At 55.3% G+C, this 15,771-nt stretch carries 12 protein-coding genes and 1 tRNA gene; 5 read left to right on the forward strand and 8 right to left on the reverse strand.

The features are described from left to right. Positions 1-338 precede the first annotated feature (338 nt). The 5 genes from L1047_RS10565 to L1047_RS10585 all read right to left on the reverse strand — a co-directional run bounded on the left by L1047_RS10565 (position 339) and on the right by L1047_RS10585 (position 4,078). A tRNA-Phe gene (locus L1047_RS10565) sits at positions 339-411 on the reverse strand. Between the two features lie 107 nt (positions 412-518). Continuing rightward, positions 519-1,172 carry a Crp/Fnr family transcriptional regulator gene (locus L1047_RS10570; RefSeq protein ID WP_235279644.1) on the reverse strand — a complete coding sequence of 218 codons (654 nt, stop codon included), beginning with the start codon at positions 1,170-1,172 and terminating at the stop codon, positions 519-521. Between the two features lie 220 nt (positions 1,173-1,392). After that, a complete protein-coding gene (locus tag L1047_RS10575) occupies positions 1,393-3,000 on the reverse strand; it encodes a bifunctional aminoglycoside phosphotransferase/ATP-binding protein (protein ID WP_235278949.1) in 1,608 nt (535 codons plus the stop codon). Positions 3,001-3,041: 41 nt separating this feature from the next. Next, the gene (locus L1047_RS10580) at positions 3,042-3,614 is read right to left on the reverse strand and encodes a hypothetical protein (RefSeq protein ID WP_235278950.1); all 573 of its coding nucleotides are present in this window, start codon (positions 3,612-3,614) and stop codon (positions 3,042-3,044) included. 23 nt (positions 3,615-3,637) lie between these two features. Further along, positions 3,638-4,078 carry a hypothetical protein gene (locus L1047_RS10585; RefSeq protein WP_235278951.1) on the reverse strand — a complete coding sequence of 147 codons (441 nt, stop codon included), beginning with the start codon at positions 4,076-4,078 and terminating at the stop codon, positions 3,638-3,640. Positions 4,079-4,395: 317 nt separating this feature from the next. On the opposite strand from L1047_RS10585, the gene L1047_RS10590 reads away from it, so the two are divergent. From L1047_RS10590 to lpxD, 4 genes are all read left to right on the forward strand, one after another. Further along, entirely contained in the window at positions 4,396-5,112 is a 717-nt protein-coding gene (locus tag L1047_RS10590) for a TIGR03943 family putative permease subunit (RefSeq protein WP_235278952.1), read from the forward strand. Positions 5,113-5,186: 74 nt separating this feature from the next. Next, positions 5,187-6,629 carry a hypothetical protein gene (locus L1047_RS10595; RefSeq protein WP_235278953.1) on the forward strand — a complete coding sequence of 481 codons (1,443 nt, stop codon included), beginning with the start codon at positions 5,187-5,189 and terminating at the stop codon, positions 6,627-6,629. 75 nt (positions 6,630-6,704) lie between these two features. After that, the gene (locus L1047_RS10600) at positions 6,705-7,223 is read left to right on the forward strand and encodes a DUF4330 domain-containing protein (RefSeq protein ID WP_235278954.1); all 519 of its coding nucleotides are present in this window, start codon (positions 6,705-6,707) and stop codon (positions 7,221-7,223) included. Between the two features lie 24 nt (positions 7,224-7,247). Continuing rightward, on the forward strand, positions 7,248-8,291 hold the full coding sequence (gene lpxD / locus L1047_RS10605) for a UDP-3-O-(3-hydroxymyristoyl)glucosamine N-acyltransferase (protein WP_235278955.1): 1,044 nt from the start codon (positions 7,248-7,250) through the stop codon (positions 8,289-8,291). Positions 8,292-8,332: 41 nt separating this feature from the next. Here the strand turns inward: lpxD and L1047_RS10610 are convergent, their stop codons facing one another. The 3 genes from L1047_RS10610 to L1047_RS10620 form a co-directional block, all read right to left on the reverse strand. Further along, a complete protein-coding gene (locus tag L1047_RS10610) occupies positions 8,333-12,301 on the reverse strand; it encodes a magnesium chelatase subunit H (protein ID WP_235278956.1) in 3,969 nt (1,322 codons plus the stop codon). A gap of 172 nt (positions 12,302-12,473) precedes the next feature. Then, positions 12,474-13,325: a hypothetical protein gene (locus L1047_RS10615; RefSeq protein ID WP_235278957.1), complete on the reverse strand. Its 852-nt coding sequence runs from the start codon at positions 13,323-13,325 to the stop codon at positions 12,474-12,476. Between the two features lie 43 nt (positions 13,326-13,368). After that, positions 13,369-14,010, reverse strand: a complete 642-nt coding sequence (locus tag L1047_RS10620) for a hypothetical protein (RefSeq protein ID WP_235278958.1) — start codon at positions 14,008-14,010, stop codon at positions 13,369-13,371. A 176-nt stretch (positions 14,011-14,186) separates the two neighbouring features. On the opposite strand from L1047_RS10620, the gene L1047_RS10625 reads away from it, so the two are divergent. Further along, positions 14,187-15,725 (forward strand): FkbM family methyltransferase, encoded by a 1,539-nt coding sequence (locus tag L1047_RS10625; RefSeq protein WP_235278959.1) that lies wholly within the window; start codon positions 14,187-14,189, stop codon positions 15,723-15,725. The last annotated feature ends 46 nt before the right edge of the window (positions 15,726-15,771 follow it).

Raw genomic sequence — 15,771 nt, forward strand, 5'->3', positions numbered from 1 at the left:
AGAGGGGGTTGCTAGCTTGTTCTAGTGACTGACTAACTAACGATTTGGATCCCCTGGCCATAGCCAGGGGATTTTTTCTGGGGAAATCCTCATCTCTCACCGTCCATGTCACCGCCCTCGAAAAACTGGATCCCCTCCTGCGCCTCTACGTTCGCGCCAGCAGCCCCTTAGGGCAAAGCTATGCCATCCGAACTCCGAACCATTGGCAGACCTGAAGGAGCCACTCTAGTCAAGTTCCACAGCCGCCAACCCAAACTGGCTTATCTCGTTGTCCCCACTCCTGTGGGGGTGAACCGTGGATCCTGCGCAGGCAGACGCTAGGATTAGGGTCATATCGATGCCAGGAACCAGACTTGAACTGGTGACACGAGGATTTTCAGTCCTCTGCTCTACCAACTGAGCTATCCCGGCTGAGAACTCTCTCCCGCCCACGCGATGGAACCTCGTTCCACCCATGTAATCGGGCTTTCTATCTTACGATCTCAAGAAGACCTTCTGCAACTGGTCGCAACCCTGCTTTAACCAATCAATTTCTCTAGCACATCCATCTGGGGGATACAGAGGATATCCCGATTGCGATCCCGTTGGATCAGATCCTCCTGTTCCAGCTTGGAGAGGACACGGGTTACAGTTTCCCGGGCCAACCCACTCATGCTGCTCAACTCGCGGTGGGGCAAATTGGGAATCTCAACTCCGGCACGGCTAACTCGACCCCGAGACTCGGCCAAAAACAGCAACACATCCGCCACACGAGCAGTACTACTGGCCTCTCGTAATTGTAGGCGACGATTGATCTGCCGTAGACGACGCGACATCAACTGAGCCAACCGAATACCCACCTGGGGATCCGAAGCCAAAAAAGCCAGAAAATGTTGGGCCGACAAACAACTGACCTTGGTGGCCGTCAAGGCCATGACATCGGTAGAACGAGGCACTTCATCCAAAGCAGCCATTTCGCCAAAGATTTCCCCCGGGCCGAGAATAGTCAGGGTAATCTCGCGGCCTTCCAAATCGTGGGTGCGAATTTTAACCCAACCTTCTAGGATGAAATAGACCGCATTACCCCAGTCGTTTTGCAGCAAGATAGCCTGGTTCACAGGATGAGAGCGCAATGACATCTGCCGGGCTATTGGCTCTAGCACCTCGGGTGAAAATCCTTCAAACAGAAGCATTAACCGCAGATCGTCAGAAGTTACATCACTCACCGTTGGTTCTCCTGCCTTAGGCAGACTCTGATCTCATCACACCGGAGCCAAATAGTTCACCCAAAAGCCCCACCTTGAACCGGGATCTCTGTAGAGGAAGCCCCACTGCCACCATCTAACACGGAAACAGCGAAATCCGCCTCGATCATTCACAATTCTCTTGACTTTGCACTGTTTGAGTGGCGACTTAAAGGATTGTGAGTTGAGCTTGCCAATCCTGGCTGGTATCCACAGCAGTGACAAAAGGTTGTTCCGATTCCGCAAAATCTTGCCAGTGAACTTGCTGTTTGGACAGCATATCGGCGGTGGCATCGGCAATATCGGCAGAATACCGCTGATCCCCGACGATCCAGCTGGTTTGGGTCTGCAAGCCGGAGTCCTGACGGGTTTGGCTGCTGGCCCGGCGTTGCAGGCGTTCTCGCAGGGTGGCCTCAGGTGCAAAGCAGTGGAGAATGCGCACCGGGATCCCTTTGTTTTGGGCCTGTTCTAGGGCGATGGCGCGCAGATCCTGGCGGTCAAACTTGGCATCGAGAATAACTGTGTAGCCCTCCTGAACCAGATCAACCCCCAGCTGCACCAAGCGCTGATAGGTTTTGGCGGTCATCTCTGGGGTATAGACCTCCGGCCCCCCCCGTTCCCGTAAGGGGATCCCGGCCAAATGCTTGCGCACAGCATCGGAGCGAATGTGGATTGCCCCCTGTTGACGAGCCAGGTGACGGGCTACCGTACTTTTGCCGGATCCCGACGTCCCCGACATCAGGAACAACTGTCCCCGCTTGGGGCGGGTATAGTCCCAGGCGAGGCGGTAATACTGAGCTGCCGTTTTGAAGGCTTCTGTTTTCACCTCTTCTGAAGCAGTGGGATCATCCAGCAAAAAAGAAGTAACCTTGGCTCGCACATAGGCCTGACGGTTCAGGTAAATCGGCAAAACCTTTAAGCCTGCCCAATCGCCCGTTTCTTCCAGGTAGGTATTCAGATACGCATTCCCCAAATCGGGGCGGTGGCGGGCATCCAAATCCATAACCGCATAGGAGACATCGTACATAACATCGACAAAGCGGAAGGGCTCATTAAACTCGATGCAATCGAACAAAAAGATCTTCCCTTCCCAAAGGCAAATGTTGCGCAAGTGCAGATCGCCGTGGCACTCTCGTATGCGGTCTTGATCCAGCCGTTGTTGAAACAGATCCCGTCGTTCGGCAAAAAATCGATCTGTATAAGTCTGGGTCTCTTGATATTGCTGAGCGGTTTGTGGCCCGCCGATGTAAGGTTGGGTTTGTTGGTAGTTCTCATCAAAAGCTTCCCGCACCCGTTCCGGTTGGCCAAAGCTGCGAATGTAGTCGTTGGTGTCGGTTTGGGCATGAAAGGCGGCGACGACTCGGCCCAATTCTTCCATAAGGGCAGCAGTCAGTTCTCCCCGTTCAAATAGGTTACTGAATAGGCTTTCCTGAGGAAATTGCCGCATTTTTAGAGCGTATTCCACACATTCTCCAGATCCGTTGAACTGGAACTGACCGTTGGTTTGGGTGATGGGCAACACCTGCAGGTAAAGGCCGGGGGCACCCCGTTGATTCATGCGCAGCTCTTCCTGACAAAAGTGGTGCCGCTGCTCCAGGCTGGTGAAATTTAAAAAACCGAAATCGAGGGGCTTCTTCACTTTGTAGGCATAGTCGCCCGTCAGCAGAATGTAGGAAATATGGGTTTGGATCAGCTGGATTGGCGCCTGCACTGGATGGGGGTAAAAGGCGGGATCCAGCATCGCTTGGATCAACTGGGGCAAACGGGCATCGGTCATGAAGACACACAGAAATAGGGGGACATCGGGGGCAGCAGCCTTTAGTCCCCAAACGGCAGCGCGGCATCTTGGGGGGAAAGGCGGATAATGCTGATCCCTTGCTTGATTAGAGTATCCTGAGCGGCACCCGAGAGGGCATAGGGCCAAACCAGATACTTGGTGTTGATGTAGTCGCGCCCCCGCTTGGCCAGGTTGACCTGCTCCGAGAGCATGCGCACATCCGGCCCCCGACTGATGGTGGCTTCGGCCCGCCGAATTCGCTGCATCAGTTGGCTAAATAGCTCCTGGGGCTGCTGCACAAACACCACGAGGGCCAGATCGCAGGGATTGTAATAGTTGCCAATGCCGCAGAGGAGCAAGGCCTCGCTGGATAAAACAAGAGTTTCGTGCTCCCCCATGACCACCACCGGATAGAGGAAGGTGCGCACATCCTCCGGCTGCCAGTGGTTAAAGGAGTGGCTATCTACCTCCCCCCGCACCCAAGAGGAAACCGAAGGAAAAACCGCCTCGCTCAACAGGCGGTAGGCTTCTTGGGGTCGCCCCAACCAGCAAAGAGCATTTTCGTAGAAGCTCTCGTTCTCCAGAAGGTGAGGGGTGAGGGGAGCAGCGGGCATAGGGCCAGGGATCCTCAGGATGGTCAGGGAGCGGGCCGGGTTAGCGCACCAGAGTTTGTCAAATCTGGCAGTCCCCCATCCGCCTGATTCAAGGGTAAGCCTTGATCCGGGCAGTGGTAAGGAGCATAGGCCACGATGGCAGCCCCCGTAAACTGGGCGATCCCCTGCATTTGCACCAAGGAAAGGTTGGGAGCCGCAGCAAGAGCACTCAGGGTTTGGGCGATCCAGTCTTGATGGGAGGTGCCTTCCCGGCGGGCAGTACAGTAGCGTTCACCAATTTGTGCCCCCTGAGCGTAGAGGGTTTCGTTGAGGGTGGCCCCCTGTTGGCGGCCCCAGAAGTGGAGGGCGAGGCGGTAGTGCTGGTAGGCTTGTTCCTGGTTCGGGGGCTGTGACAGGGATCCCGTACTGGCCCAGGTGGAGGGGGCAACACGCAGTAGAGCCAGCAGAATAGAAATAACTCCCATTTTTGGGAACAGGCTGCACATTAATCTCGTCATATTTAAATACTCCTCTCAACGGCCCCACCCTAAACACAGCTATTCGCTGCCCAGGGATTCGTTAAACTTAGGTTCAAAGTTGTATGAAGAAGCTGTAACTTATGCCTGAACAGGGTTCTGGCTCCGAACATGCCAAGGACAGGGTTCTGAGCAGGGATTCCAAGCAGAAGTCTTACCTGCGATCCGCCGGATCCCTACGTACCGGACGCCGTAGGCTCAGCGGCGACTTCTTCCAAAGGGGCCGAGCGTTGGTGAGCCTGGTTTCATCCTGGCTGGGAAGATGGGTGTTGCGGGGGAATACAGCTTACTGGGAGGCGGCGGGGCTAATGCTGCTGGGGATCCTCCTGGTGGTTTACCGTTGGCGGGGCACCCTGCTGATGCTGATCAGTCCTAGCTATGTGAATGTGGCCTTATTGGCGGGGCTGTGTCTTTTGGGTTTGGGGATTGGCCGTTGGTGGGGAGCCACCCACACCCATGAGACTCATTCTTCTTTGTTGGGGCCTCGGTTGGGGGCAGGTTTGTTGCTGTTGACAGCGATTTTAGGATTTTGGATCGAGCCGCAGCCTCTTTCTAGCCAAACGGCTTTGAATCGGGGGGTATCGCCTTATCTGGGGGTGTCCCGCAGTCAGCCCCAAGCCTTTCGCCCCAAGATCGATCCCCGTCAGCGAACCCTGTTGGATTGGGTGCGCACCTTGGATGTGTATCCGGATCCCTATAACTATGTGGATCAGCCAGTGCGGGTACAGGGGTTTGTCATCCCTGAAGAGCGGCCCGACCATTTTGTCCTCGCCCGGTTTTTGGTCAGTTGTTGTGCCGCCGATGCCTATCCGGTTGGTTTGCCGGTGCGCTGGGCGAATGCTGACGAACTGGCAGCAGATAGTTGGCTGCGCATAGAAGGACAGATGGCGGTAGAACCAATCAATGGCACTTCACAGCTGGTGATCGTCGCACAACAGGTGGAGCCGATACCGGTGCCGATGAATCCCTACGCCGATGAATGACGGCTGTATGACGAGATCCCTCGACTTAAAATTGAGGCCAAATGCCAAATGTCACTTATTTTTTGTGAGCCCCCATGTACCGGATCCCCGCTTCAAGTTCATCCTGGTTAGAACGCTGGCTACCTCAACCGTTGGATCGGTGGGTGGCCGGGATCAGCCTCTGCAGCTTGGTGATCGGGGTAATCCTGTTTTTGCTGGGTAACCATACGGCTCCTTACGTGCGGGATTTTAATTGGCAACAACAACGGGTGGGATCCCGTGATTTGCAAATGGTACTCACCTTCAACCGCCCTATGGATGCCGAGAGCATCGAGGCTAACCTGGAGGTGCAACCCCCTTTGCCGGGGCGGATGCGCAAATTGGGGCGCCGCTTCTTTTGGACCTTAACGGAGCCTGCCCCTTACGGTCAAACCTATCGGGTACAACTGCAGGCGGCCCAAGATGAACAGGGCCAGGCGATGGCGCGTCCTTTTCAGGGAGAGTTTCGCACCCCGGATCGGCAGTTGCTGGGGATTGGGACTGAGCCAGCCCAGGCGGGGCAGCTGTTTTTGTTCAACCTAGAAACCGGATCCACAACCCTGCTCACGCCAGCGGCGATGAAGGTGACGCAAATGCAGCCCAGTGCCGATGGTCAGTATGTCTACTACTTTGCGACAGCAACCGGTATTCAATACCAAGATCTGTATCGCCTCAACCTGGAGGATCAATCGGCGGAGTTGCTACTGGGCCATCAGGGTTACCAAAATTTGCGCTTCCAAGTTTCGCCAACGGAAGAACTGGTGGTGGCAGAGCGGATGCCCCTAGAACGGGATCCCAGCGGGTGGGTGCAGACCGAGCTATGGATCCAAAAAGAACGCCGGGATCCCTTTCAGCGCTTGGAGCTAGATACAGCGGTGGGGGGGGATTTTCTCATTAGCCCAGATGAGAGCAGCCTTTTAATTGCTCAGGGGCGTGGAGTGGGGATCGTCCCTTTACATCCGCGGGCATCGGCAGAGAGTTTCCTAGCGCAATTTGGCCAAACCTTGGCGATTCGCTCAGATGGGGCCTTTGGGGCACTACTGCGCTTCAACCCCGACTACACCCGCAGCCTCTGGATTGTCAGCAACACCGGCAACAGCCAAGAGATTTTGGTTGCAGAAGGCTCGATTGGGGTAGGGACGTTTTCTTCCGTTGCGCCTGTGTTTTACAGTTTGGTGAACCAAATCGATCCCGAAACCTACACCGAGTCGCCCCGACTATTGGCGATTAACTGGGAGGAGGGCAGCCAAACGGAGGTGGTGCGAGCCGAGTACCCAATTGGATTGGATTTCAGCCTGGCCCCAGATGGGCGTACCTTAGCCTATACCCTGCTGGAGCCTTTCCAGGGGTTGCCGGATCCCGCTGCTCCCCTCAGCCGCAGTGGACAGGCCATTGCCAGCTCCCAGGTGTGGTTGGTGGAGTTGGAGCAAGGCCAGCCAATTCTCAGCAGCCGTCGTCGCTTGCCTCTAGGCACCAGCGCCCTGGCTTGGATCCCTTAAGTTGTCAGGGGATCTGCGTTGAGATGGGGGCAAACCTGCCTAGAATCGAAGCAGTGTGTTTGAGGGGAAGTCAGGATGCAGATTATCGACGGCCAGGGTCGGCTCTTTGGCAAAGTAAGCCTCTTGGATCTGGGAGCGCTGGTAATCGTGGTGGTGGCCATTGCCGCTGTGCTGTTTTTCCCCGGTCGCCAGGCAGGCAGCGTGGTGCAGGTGGGCGGTGGATCCCCTGTGCCGGTGGAGGTGGACATGATCGTGCGCGGGATCAGCAGCCGCTCGCTAGATCCCTTTCAGGCTGGGCATAAGGCCGATTTGATCATCCGTAACCAGCCCTATGGTCAGGTGGAAGTGGTGCGGGTGGAGAATGTCAGCCGTACCGTGCCGATGGTGTTCCCGGATGGGCGGGTACAAAATTTTCCGGATCCAGAGGCCTATCGCCTTGATTTGGTGCTTACCTTGCAGGGGCGGGGGCAACGCACCGACAGTGGCATTGTCCTGGGCAACAACCGCGTCAAGATTGGCGTTCCGCTGGAGTTAGAAACCTTCGACTACAACCTGCGCGGCACCGTCATGGATGTGCGGCTGCTGCAATCTTAGGGATCCCTTTCGGTGTGAAACACGATGCAGCTACAGGAGATCGCCCAGAAGCTGGGATGCGCCTATGAAGGTGATCCCCACTTAGAAATCCATGGGGTGGCCAGCTTGGCCGAGGCCCAAGTGGGGGAGCTGAGCTTCGTGAGCGAAGCCCGTTATCTGTCCCTACTGGAGCAAACTCAGGCTAGCGCTGTCATCCTGGACGAATCTACCCCCTTACCGCGCCCGCTCCCCTGTCTGCGGGGCCGGGATCCACGGCTGCTCTTTGCCCAAGCCATTGAGCTGTTCTACCAACCCTACCGCGCTCCTACCGGGATCCATCCCACAGCCGTGATCGATGCCAGTGCCCAACTGGGGGAAGGGGTGGCGATTGGGGCAAATGTGGTGGTGATGGAGGGGGTGTGCATCGGTGACTATACCCAAATTCATGCCAACGTCACGATCTATCCGCAGGTGCGCATTGGATCCCGCTGTCAGTTGTTCGCCAACTGCGTGATTCACGAACGTACCCAAATCGGCAATGACTGTCTGATTCATAGCGGGGCGGTTATCGGTGACGATGGCTTCGGCCATATTCCCCTTGCGGATGGCTCTTGGCGGCGCATGTGGCAGGCGGGGCGGGTGGTATTGGAAGACGGCGTGGATGTGGGCAGCAACACCACTATTGATCGGGCGGCAGTGGGGGAAACCCGCATTGGCCGAGGCAGCAAAATCGACAACCTTGTGCAAATTGGCCACGGCGTAAAGACAGGCCCCGACTGCGTGATCATCGCCCAAGTGGGCATCGCCGGAGGTACTCAGCTGGGTCACCATGTCATCTTGGCAGGACAATCCGGCTTGGCAGGCCACCTAGAGATTGGGGATGGCGTGCGCGTCGCAGCTCAGACTGGCATAACCAGTGATATCCCGGCGGGGCAAACGGTGGCCGGATACCCCCATCAGCCAGTATCCGAATGGCGAAAAAGCGTGGCCGCTCTGCGGCACTTACCGGATCTACAACGCACCCTACGCAAATTGCAAGCCCGCGTAGCGGAACTGGAAGGTCAGTTGAACCTTGACCGGGATCCCTGAGAATCAACGGCTCTATCGTGTGCATTATGCACAACTAACAGCTACTCAACCCCCTCGATCTTGTCCTCGATCTCTTGATAGAGCTCCTGTAACCGCTCGATATTTGCCTGTGAGGTCTCCCAATAGCCACGACCATTCACCTCCAACAGGGATCCCACAATTCTTCTAAAAGAGTGGGGGTTAAGGTTCATCAGCCGTTGCCGCATCGCCTCATCTTTGATGAAGGTCTCGTTGGTTTCCTCATAGACCCAGTTATCGACGGCCCCGGCGGTGGCCGACCAGCCGGAGGTGTTCACCAATCGCTTGGAGATCTCCCGCACCCCTTCGTAGCCGTGCTTGAGCATTCCCTCGTACCACTTGGGATTGAGGAGCTTGGTGCGGGCATCGAGGCGAATGGTTTCGCTCAGGGTGCGGATCTGGGCGTTGGGGGTGGTGGTATCGGCCATGTAGGCAGAAGGCGTTTTGCCATCCTTGCGCAAGCCCTGTACCAGCTTGGTCGGATCCGAATCAAAATAGTGGCTCACATCCGTGAGGCTGATCTCGGACGAATCCAGGTTTTGGAAGGTGACATCCACCGTCTTGAGGCTGGACTCGAACAGTTGCCGCATTTGCTGGTTGGGTAGATTGGATCCAAACGCGAAAGACTTGCGGCTGAGATACATTTCCCGCAGCTCGCTTTCTTGTTCCCAAGAGCTATTTTCCACCGCCAAGTTGACGTTAGATGAGTAGGATCCCGAGGCGTTAGAGAAGACGCGGGTGGCCGCTTGGCTGACGGTTAAACCCATTTCTTCCGCCTGTTGCAGGACATGTTTGCGCACGAAGTTCTGCGCTAGGGGCTCAACAGCCTCAGCAGCCAATTTCACGGCTCGGTCGATCAGATCCATTTGATTCACAAACAGATCCCGGAATACACCAGAGCAATTGACCACCACATCGATGCGGGGGCGGCCCAATTCTTCCAGCGGGATCAGCTCCACTTTGTTCACCCGACCAAGGGCATCAGGCTTGGGCCGTACCCCTAGCAAACACAACACCTGCGCTAACGATTCGCCGTAGGTTTTGATGTTATCTGTGCCCCATAGAACCACTGAAATGGTTTCGGGATACTTGCCGCCATTGACGCTCATCTCCCGGGCCAGCAGCCGTTCCACCACAATCTCGGCAGATTTGATCGCCGCTGAGGTGGGAATGGACTGGGGATCCAAGGCATGAATGTTTTTCCCGGTGGGCAACACATTGGGATTACGGATTGGATCGCCGCCCGGCCCCGGCAAGATGTATTCCCCTTCTAGGGCTTTGAGCAGGGATCCCAGTTCAAAATCTGCGGTGACTTGCTTGAGACATTCCTCCAGAAACTCAAACAAAGGCTTGAGTAAATCGGGATCCACATTGGGGTAGCCTGCTTCCTTGAGGGCAGTAATCCAGGGAGCTTGGCGACCCATATTAAAGAAATTGAGCTTGGCAACTTTGGAAACTCGTCCTTCGGCATCGGTTTGCTCTTTTACCAAGGCGGCGACTGCTTTCTGGCAGGCTTTGTTGATCTGATCTAGCCGCTCCGTATCGGCCAAATTGCCCCGATCCCGACTGCGATACATCTCATCCAAATCTCGTCCTAAACTTTGGGCGATGATGCGCGGCAGGCCGAGAATCTCTTCTTCGGGGCGGTCGATGCTGGCGATACTGACCAGGGTGGCGATTGCCTCTTCAGCGGTGGGGGGAGCACCGATCACGTGCAGGCCACAGGGCAATAACCGCGACTCAATTTCCATCAATTTGCCGTAAAGCAAACCCACAACGGTATCTCGTTCTTCCAAACTCAACTCAGCAGCATCCGCTTCCGGCAGCTCCACATCTTTGTCCAGATTCACCATCCGGGCTTTGTCGCAAATGGTGTTGACAATTTGGATCCCGCGTCCCCCTTCCCGCAAGCTTTGGTAGGAGCCGATCAACTCCCGCAATTCCTGCAAGCCTTTGTACAGTCCCGCATTTTCTGCCGGGGGAGTCAGGTAGCTAATGGTGCAGGCGTAGCCCCGCCGTTTGGCAATCGTCGCCTCGCTGGGATTATTGGCGGCGTAGTAGTAGAGGTTGGGAATCGATCCTATCAAATTGTCGGGATAGCACTCCCCAGACATGCCAATTTGCTTGCCGGGCATGAACTCTAGGGATCCGTGGGTGCCAAAGTGCAGCACCGCATCCGCCCCCCAGATTTTTTCTAGATAAGTGTAGTAGGCGGCAAAGCCGTGGTGGGGGCTGGCGGACTTGGAGAACAGCAGCCGCATGGGATCCCCTTCGTAGCCAAAGGTGGGCTGCACACCGATGAACAGGTTGCCGAAGTGCTTGCCGTAGATCAGCAAGTTTTGCCCGTCGGTGTTCAGTTGCCCCGGTGCTGGCCCCCAGTACTCTTCAATCGCTTTCACATTGGGGGTAAGGGCTTCGTACTCCCGCACCGACAGCTTGGCGGCAATGTTCAATTCGGGGCTGGCATACTGCGCTTGAGCATCGTGCAGGATGGCTTCCATCAACTCTTGCGAGGTTTCCGGCAGATCGGATCCCAGGTCATAGCCGTTGCTGGCCAAGGCCTGCATGACCTTATGGATGGAAGAGAACACATCTAGATAAGCGGCAGTGCCCACATTGCCCTTATCCGGCGGGAAGCTAAAAACAGTGATGGCAATTTTTTTGTCCAGCTTCGGTTTGCGGCGCAAATTAGCCCATTTAATCGCCCGGGCCGCAATCAATTCAATCCGATCCTGCATAGCATGAGCTTTGCCCGTTGCTGCATCCCGTCCCGAGAGAATAATCGGGTCAATGGCTCCATCCAGCTCAGGAATGGCGATCTGCAAAGCCACCTGTACCGGATGCAAGCCCAGATCGCTATCCGCCCATTCCTCGGTGGATTGAAACACCAGTGGCAATGCCACCATGTAGGGACGATTCAGCCGTTTCAACGCTTCCACCGCTTTGGGATGATCTTGACGGGCCGGGCCACCCACCAGCGCAAAGCCTGTCAAGGAGACCACCACATCCACAATCGGAGCCTGGGTCGCCTGATTCCAGAAAAACTCATTCACCGGCTTAGAAAAATCTAAGCCCCCGGCAAAAATCGGCAGCACCCGCGCCCCCCGTGACTCCAACTCCTGCACCATGGCCACGTAGTGGGCATCATCGCCGGTGACTAGGTGGGTCCGCTGCAGCACCAGCCCCACGCAAGGAGCCAAGGGATCCTTCACCTCATCGGGCAGATCCGCGCGGGCATTTAACCAGGCCAGATACTCCGGCACGGTGGCAAACATCTGCGGGGCCAGCGGATGCCAGATGCCCATATCCAGATAGGTGACCGGCTCGGCGAACTTAACCTGGTCTTTCATCCCCGGCAGATAGCGATCCGCCAGCATCAGCAAGAAGTTCTCCAGGTTCTCGGTGGATCCCCCTAGCCAATACTGAAAGCTGAGCATGAAGTTGCGGGCATCCTGCGCCTTATCAAAAGGCAGATATTTCAACACCTTGGGCAAAGTCTGCAACAGCTTCAGCATCCCCTCTTGAAAGCTGGATCCCTGTTTTTCCTTGCGCTTGCGCATGAACTGGGCAATGGCGCTCTTGGACTGCCCCAACTGCGCCATCGAGAAGGATCCCATCTTGTTGAGGCGCATCACTTCCGGCATCGACGGGAACACCACAGCAGCATCCAGCCGCTCCCGCACCGGCTCCACGGCTTTGACCACCTTCTGGGCAATATCTTCGATGAAGATCAGGGATCCAATGAACACATTGGCCGTCTCCAGATCCCGCTGAAAGGCTTCGTAACCCGAGGGATCCCGCAGTTCTTCCACCAGATAACCATTCATCTCGACGGCGAGGCAGGGGTTCTCTTGATTAATGCGCTGCACTGCTGCGGTCAGGGCACTCTGATACTGGGGCTCCAACACCACATACACAACCTTCATGAGGGTGCGATCCCGAAGGTCGCTGGGGGCTATGTGGCGGGTTGTCGGCTTGACCAGAGTAAACATGCGGTCGCTCTCCGTTGTGCAATGCAAAGAATGGGACAGGCAAGAGGATGGGCATTCTCCCCTATCGCCTGTCTCTCGTTCTACCAGAGAAACGGATCCCGGTTCGTCAACAACCTTAACAGCTGCAACAATTCGCAACGGTTGACAGCAACTTGTCACACCCTTTGCTCAATCATCGACTGTCCCCATCTGTAATGACAGTGATGCGCTCGGCAGTAATCGCCGCCGGGATCCGACCTTCGGCATCCGCAACGATTGCAAATCGGACATTCCCCGCCATCTCCACCGTCTCTCCAGGCCGGAGTTCCGCCCAGCGAATAGGCTCACCTCCACGGGTTACTACCGCATCTTCCGCAGGAACCACTGAGACCAAGCTGTCTGCATACCGTTCCAGGCTGGGGCTAACCTCCTCTAGATCCACCCCAATCCACTCCTCATTCCGATTCAGAAGACGCACTGTCCCGGTTAGGGTAAAGGGCTGGCCTTCCTCAGCCAACTGAACCGGATCCTCAAGCACCGTTTGATTGAGTGGACGCAAACGGGCTAGCTCCACCCGCCAACCCTCTGCCTGGCGATACAAAGTGATATCCATGGCGGAGCGGACTCGGCCATCTTCTAGGGGGTCATAGAAGGCCAACTGAGACCGCAAAGGGCGAAAACGGGGATCCTCCCGATCCGGTTCCGTCAAAAAAGTTTGTAACTCTTCTGCTGTGAATTGGAAGCCAAAGGTTGGCACAACGGCTTCCGGGGTTAAAACCGAGTCCACCCGATACACCGCCGTGTTCCCAACTTCCTGAATCCGAGTCAGGGTAGAGTGCTCTGCTGAAGCCCAGGAGCGATCCAAAGCCCCCGGCGGGATCCCTCGCAGTAGCCGCGGGGTGAGCAGTGCCTCGGCAGTGGCAAAGTCCCGCGCGTTGGCAGCCTCCACAAACTTCTGCAAAGTTTGTTCAGCCGTTTTGACCTGCCAGCAGCCGCTTAGGGGCAGTAGCACCAGAACCAGAAAAAACCACGGTCTCACATCCACACCATCCCGGAAATGACTACAGCGCTTCAAATCCCAGCCATCCCTATGGGTTTTCTGTTGGGTTCTCTGGAGATCCCTCAGCTTCAGTCGAAGAGGGATCCAGGTCGCCTGAGTGCTGCGGTTCGGATCCCTGGGGAGCTAGCTGAAGTTGCGGAGTCGCGTCCTGGGAAGAAGTCTCCCCCTCTGGAGCATCCGGCTGCCACACCTCGATCCGCCAGCCCGCCTCTTGCCGGTAAAGAGTCACCTTGACTCGGGAAGTAATGGTGTCTCCCTCAAGGCGCATCCCTACTAGCTGTGAGGCCAACTGCTGGTAGTTGGGATCCGAAAAATCAGGCTCGGTCAGGTAGGTACGCAAAGTGAGGGGATCCAAACCCAAACGTGGCCCGATATCTTCCAGTGAACCCGTCCCTTCCACCCAGACGTAAGCAGTATTGCCTGTGATCTCCTGGTTGCGTATCTGAGGGTTCTCCCCGACCAAGCCCCAGATCGAGGGCAGAGAACCAGGCCGCAAAGCATTGCTGAAGCGCTCAGTCAAATAGCTATCCGCAGTCCCCCAGTCCCCTTTATCGGTGGCAGCGATGAAGGTACTCACAACTTGATCGGGCGCTTGTACAGGTGCCTGGGTACAGGCGATCCCTCCACACAGGGCGACGACAGCAATCCAGACAGGGAAACGACGCAACATGAACACCCCTTAAAGCTCAAACCACTGCCTCCTAACCTATCAAACTTTTCTAACCCCTCAAGGCAAGTTTGGAACTCGCTAGAAAAAGGCACAGGCAATCCCACAGGTAAAGGGAGGAGAGGGAGCAAAGGAAGTGCTATCATAATCCAGCGATTTCAGCGAGCAGGTGTAACCCTATGGGGATGTGTGCTACTCCCGATGAATACAACGAACTGGGGTTGTCACATCACCTGCGAGCCTTACAAGCCAAGACCTCTCGGGAGCGTCGTGCAGCTTGGGCATTGGCACTTGTTTCCTGGCGTCAAGGACTGGATCTTGATCCAGATCATCTTCCTTGCCAACTGAATCGTCTTCATGCACTGCTTGCTCTGGGAAGCTTTCATACCGTTATTCAAGAGGGGAAAGAGCTTCTCTCTAAGTTGCTCACAGAACGCTACCTTGAGGATCCGACCCTGGGTTTATCTGGTTCTGAGCCTAAGCTTGTTTGGTATCCTTCCAAGCTTTCCGAGCATTTGGCCGACAACGGCTCTGCCCGAAAAAAAAGTGGGCGATCCAAAAAAACAAGCCCAGCTCCTACCCCCACACTCGACATTCGAGAAAAATATCTCCATACTCTGGCGCGTTGGCTAGCACATCACAGCGGAGTTTCCTACCGACCAGAAGCACTACCCTATTGGCGTCTGGCCGCAACCATTGATCCGGACGATATTGAAGCCCAGATGGTTATCGCTATGAATGCGGTAGCACAGGTACAACCAGAAGGGCCTTTTTTGCTCCAAAGAATTGCCAGTCGTTACCCTGGTCACAAAGAAAGGGCGATCCAATGTCTCCGATTGGCACTAGATCGCTATGTTCCAAAAGAAAAACCAGCTCCAGAGACCTCAGAATTTCCATCTGAGAACGCAGATGAGACTGCAGAGCCAGAGATCCCAAGTCAAGAGGAAAAGTTAGAGATCTGGATCCATTACGAAGGGTTTAAGTTCAATCTAGAATCCAACCTAACGAGTATAGTTACTTTCGTCCTGCTCACGCAAGATCGCTGGTTTGAAAGCGAAATTGAGCTGTGCAAGCAAATTTTAAGGCCAGGCATGAATGTTATCGATGTGGGAGCCAATGTTGGTGTCTATACATTTTTGTTTGCCAGATGTGTGGCTCAATCCGGCAAGGTATATGCTATTGAGCCAACCCCAGGATGCTTGGAGTGCCTCAAATCGACAACGAAACAAAACAAGCTGAATAAAGTAGTGCAGGTGATCGAGGCCGCGGTAGGAGAAGAATCGGGCGAGGTTTACCTTGTAGATGAAGGTGTAAGTGTCTTCAACCGTATCGTTACAGATCCGATGTCAGTTGTCGAGGAAACAAAGCCCGTAGAACAAATCACTTTAGATAACCTATGGGTGTCAGAGGGAGAGCCTACCATTGATCTGCTCAAGGTCGATGCAGAAGGGGCAGAGGTTCCAGTTTTGAAAGGTGCCAGAAAGATGCTGGAAACCTGTACCCCCATCGTTATGTTTGAGAACCAGCATGCTGGTCAAACCACGGGACTAGAATCCGCGAGGATTCTTTCCGAGTTTGGTTACCTCATCTATGTGTACAACCCCTTTATTAAGGATCTCAGTCCGATTCAGGCATCTGTACAGCCTCCTAGCGCATTAAACCTAGTTGCTGTGCATCCAAATCGATTCACACATCTGAGTGAAGCGGGTTTACTCTAAACTAACTGCACTAACTGCTGAAACAAAAATTGAAACAAAATCGGAG

The organism is Synechococcus sp. Nb3U1 (genome assembly GCF_021533835.1).
GTDB lineage: Bacteria > Cyanobacteriota > Cyanobacteriia > Thermostichales > Thermostichaceae > Thermostichus.

Coding starts and splice junctions, on each gene's coding strand:
- L1047_RS10570 (WP_235279644.1), bottom strand. CDS start 1,172: ATGCTTCTGTTTGAAGGATTTTCACCCGAGGTGCTAGAGCCAATAGCC.
- L1047_RS10610 (WP_235278956.1), bottom strand. CDS start 12,301: ATGTTTACTCTGGTCAAGCCGACAACCCGCCACATAGCCCCCAGCGAC.
- L1047_RS10595 (WP_235278953.1), top strand. CDS start 5,187: ATGTACCGGATCCCCGCTTCAAGTTCATCCTGGTTAGAACGCTGGCTA.
- L1047_RS10625 (WP_235278959.1), top strand. CDS start 14,187: ATGGGGATGTGTGCTACTCCCGATGAATACAACGAACTGGGGTTGTCA.
- L1047_RS10600 (WP_235278954.1), top strand. CDS start 6,705: ATGCAGATTATCGACGGCCAGGGTCGGCTCTTTGGCAAAGTAAGCCTC.
- L1047_RS10575 (WP_235278949.1), bottom strand. CDS start 3,000: ATGACCGATGCCCGTTTGCCCCAGTTGATCCAAGCGATGCTGGATCCC.
- L1047_RS10580 (WP_235278950.1), bottom strand. CDS start 3,614: ATGCCCGCTGCTCCCCTCACCCCTCACCTTCTGGAGAACGAGAGCTTC.
- L1047_RS10585 (WP_235278951.1), bottom strand. CDS start 4,078: ATGGGAGTTATTTCTATTCTGCTGGCTCTACTGCGTGTTGCCCCCTCC.
- L1047_RS10620 (WP_235278958.1), bottom strand. CDS start 14,010: ATGTTGCGTCGTTTCCCTGTCTGGATTGCTGTCGTCGCCCTGTGTGGA.
- lpxD (WP_235278955.1), top strand. CDS start 7,248: ATGCAGCTACAGGAGATCGCCCAGAAGCTGGGATGCGCCTATGAAGGT.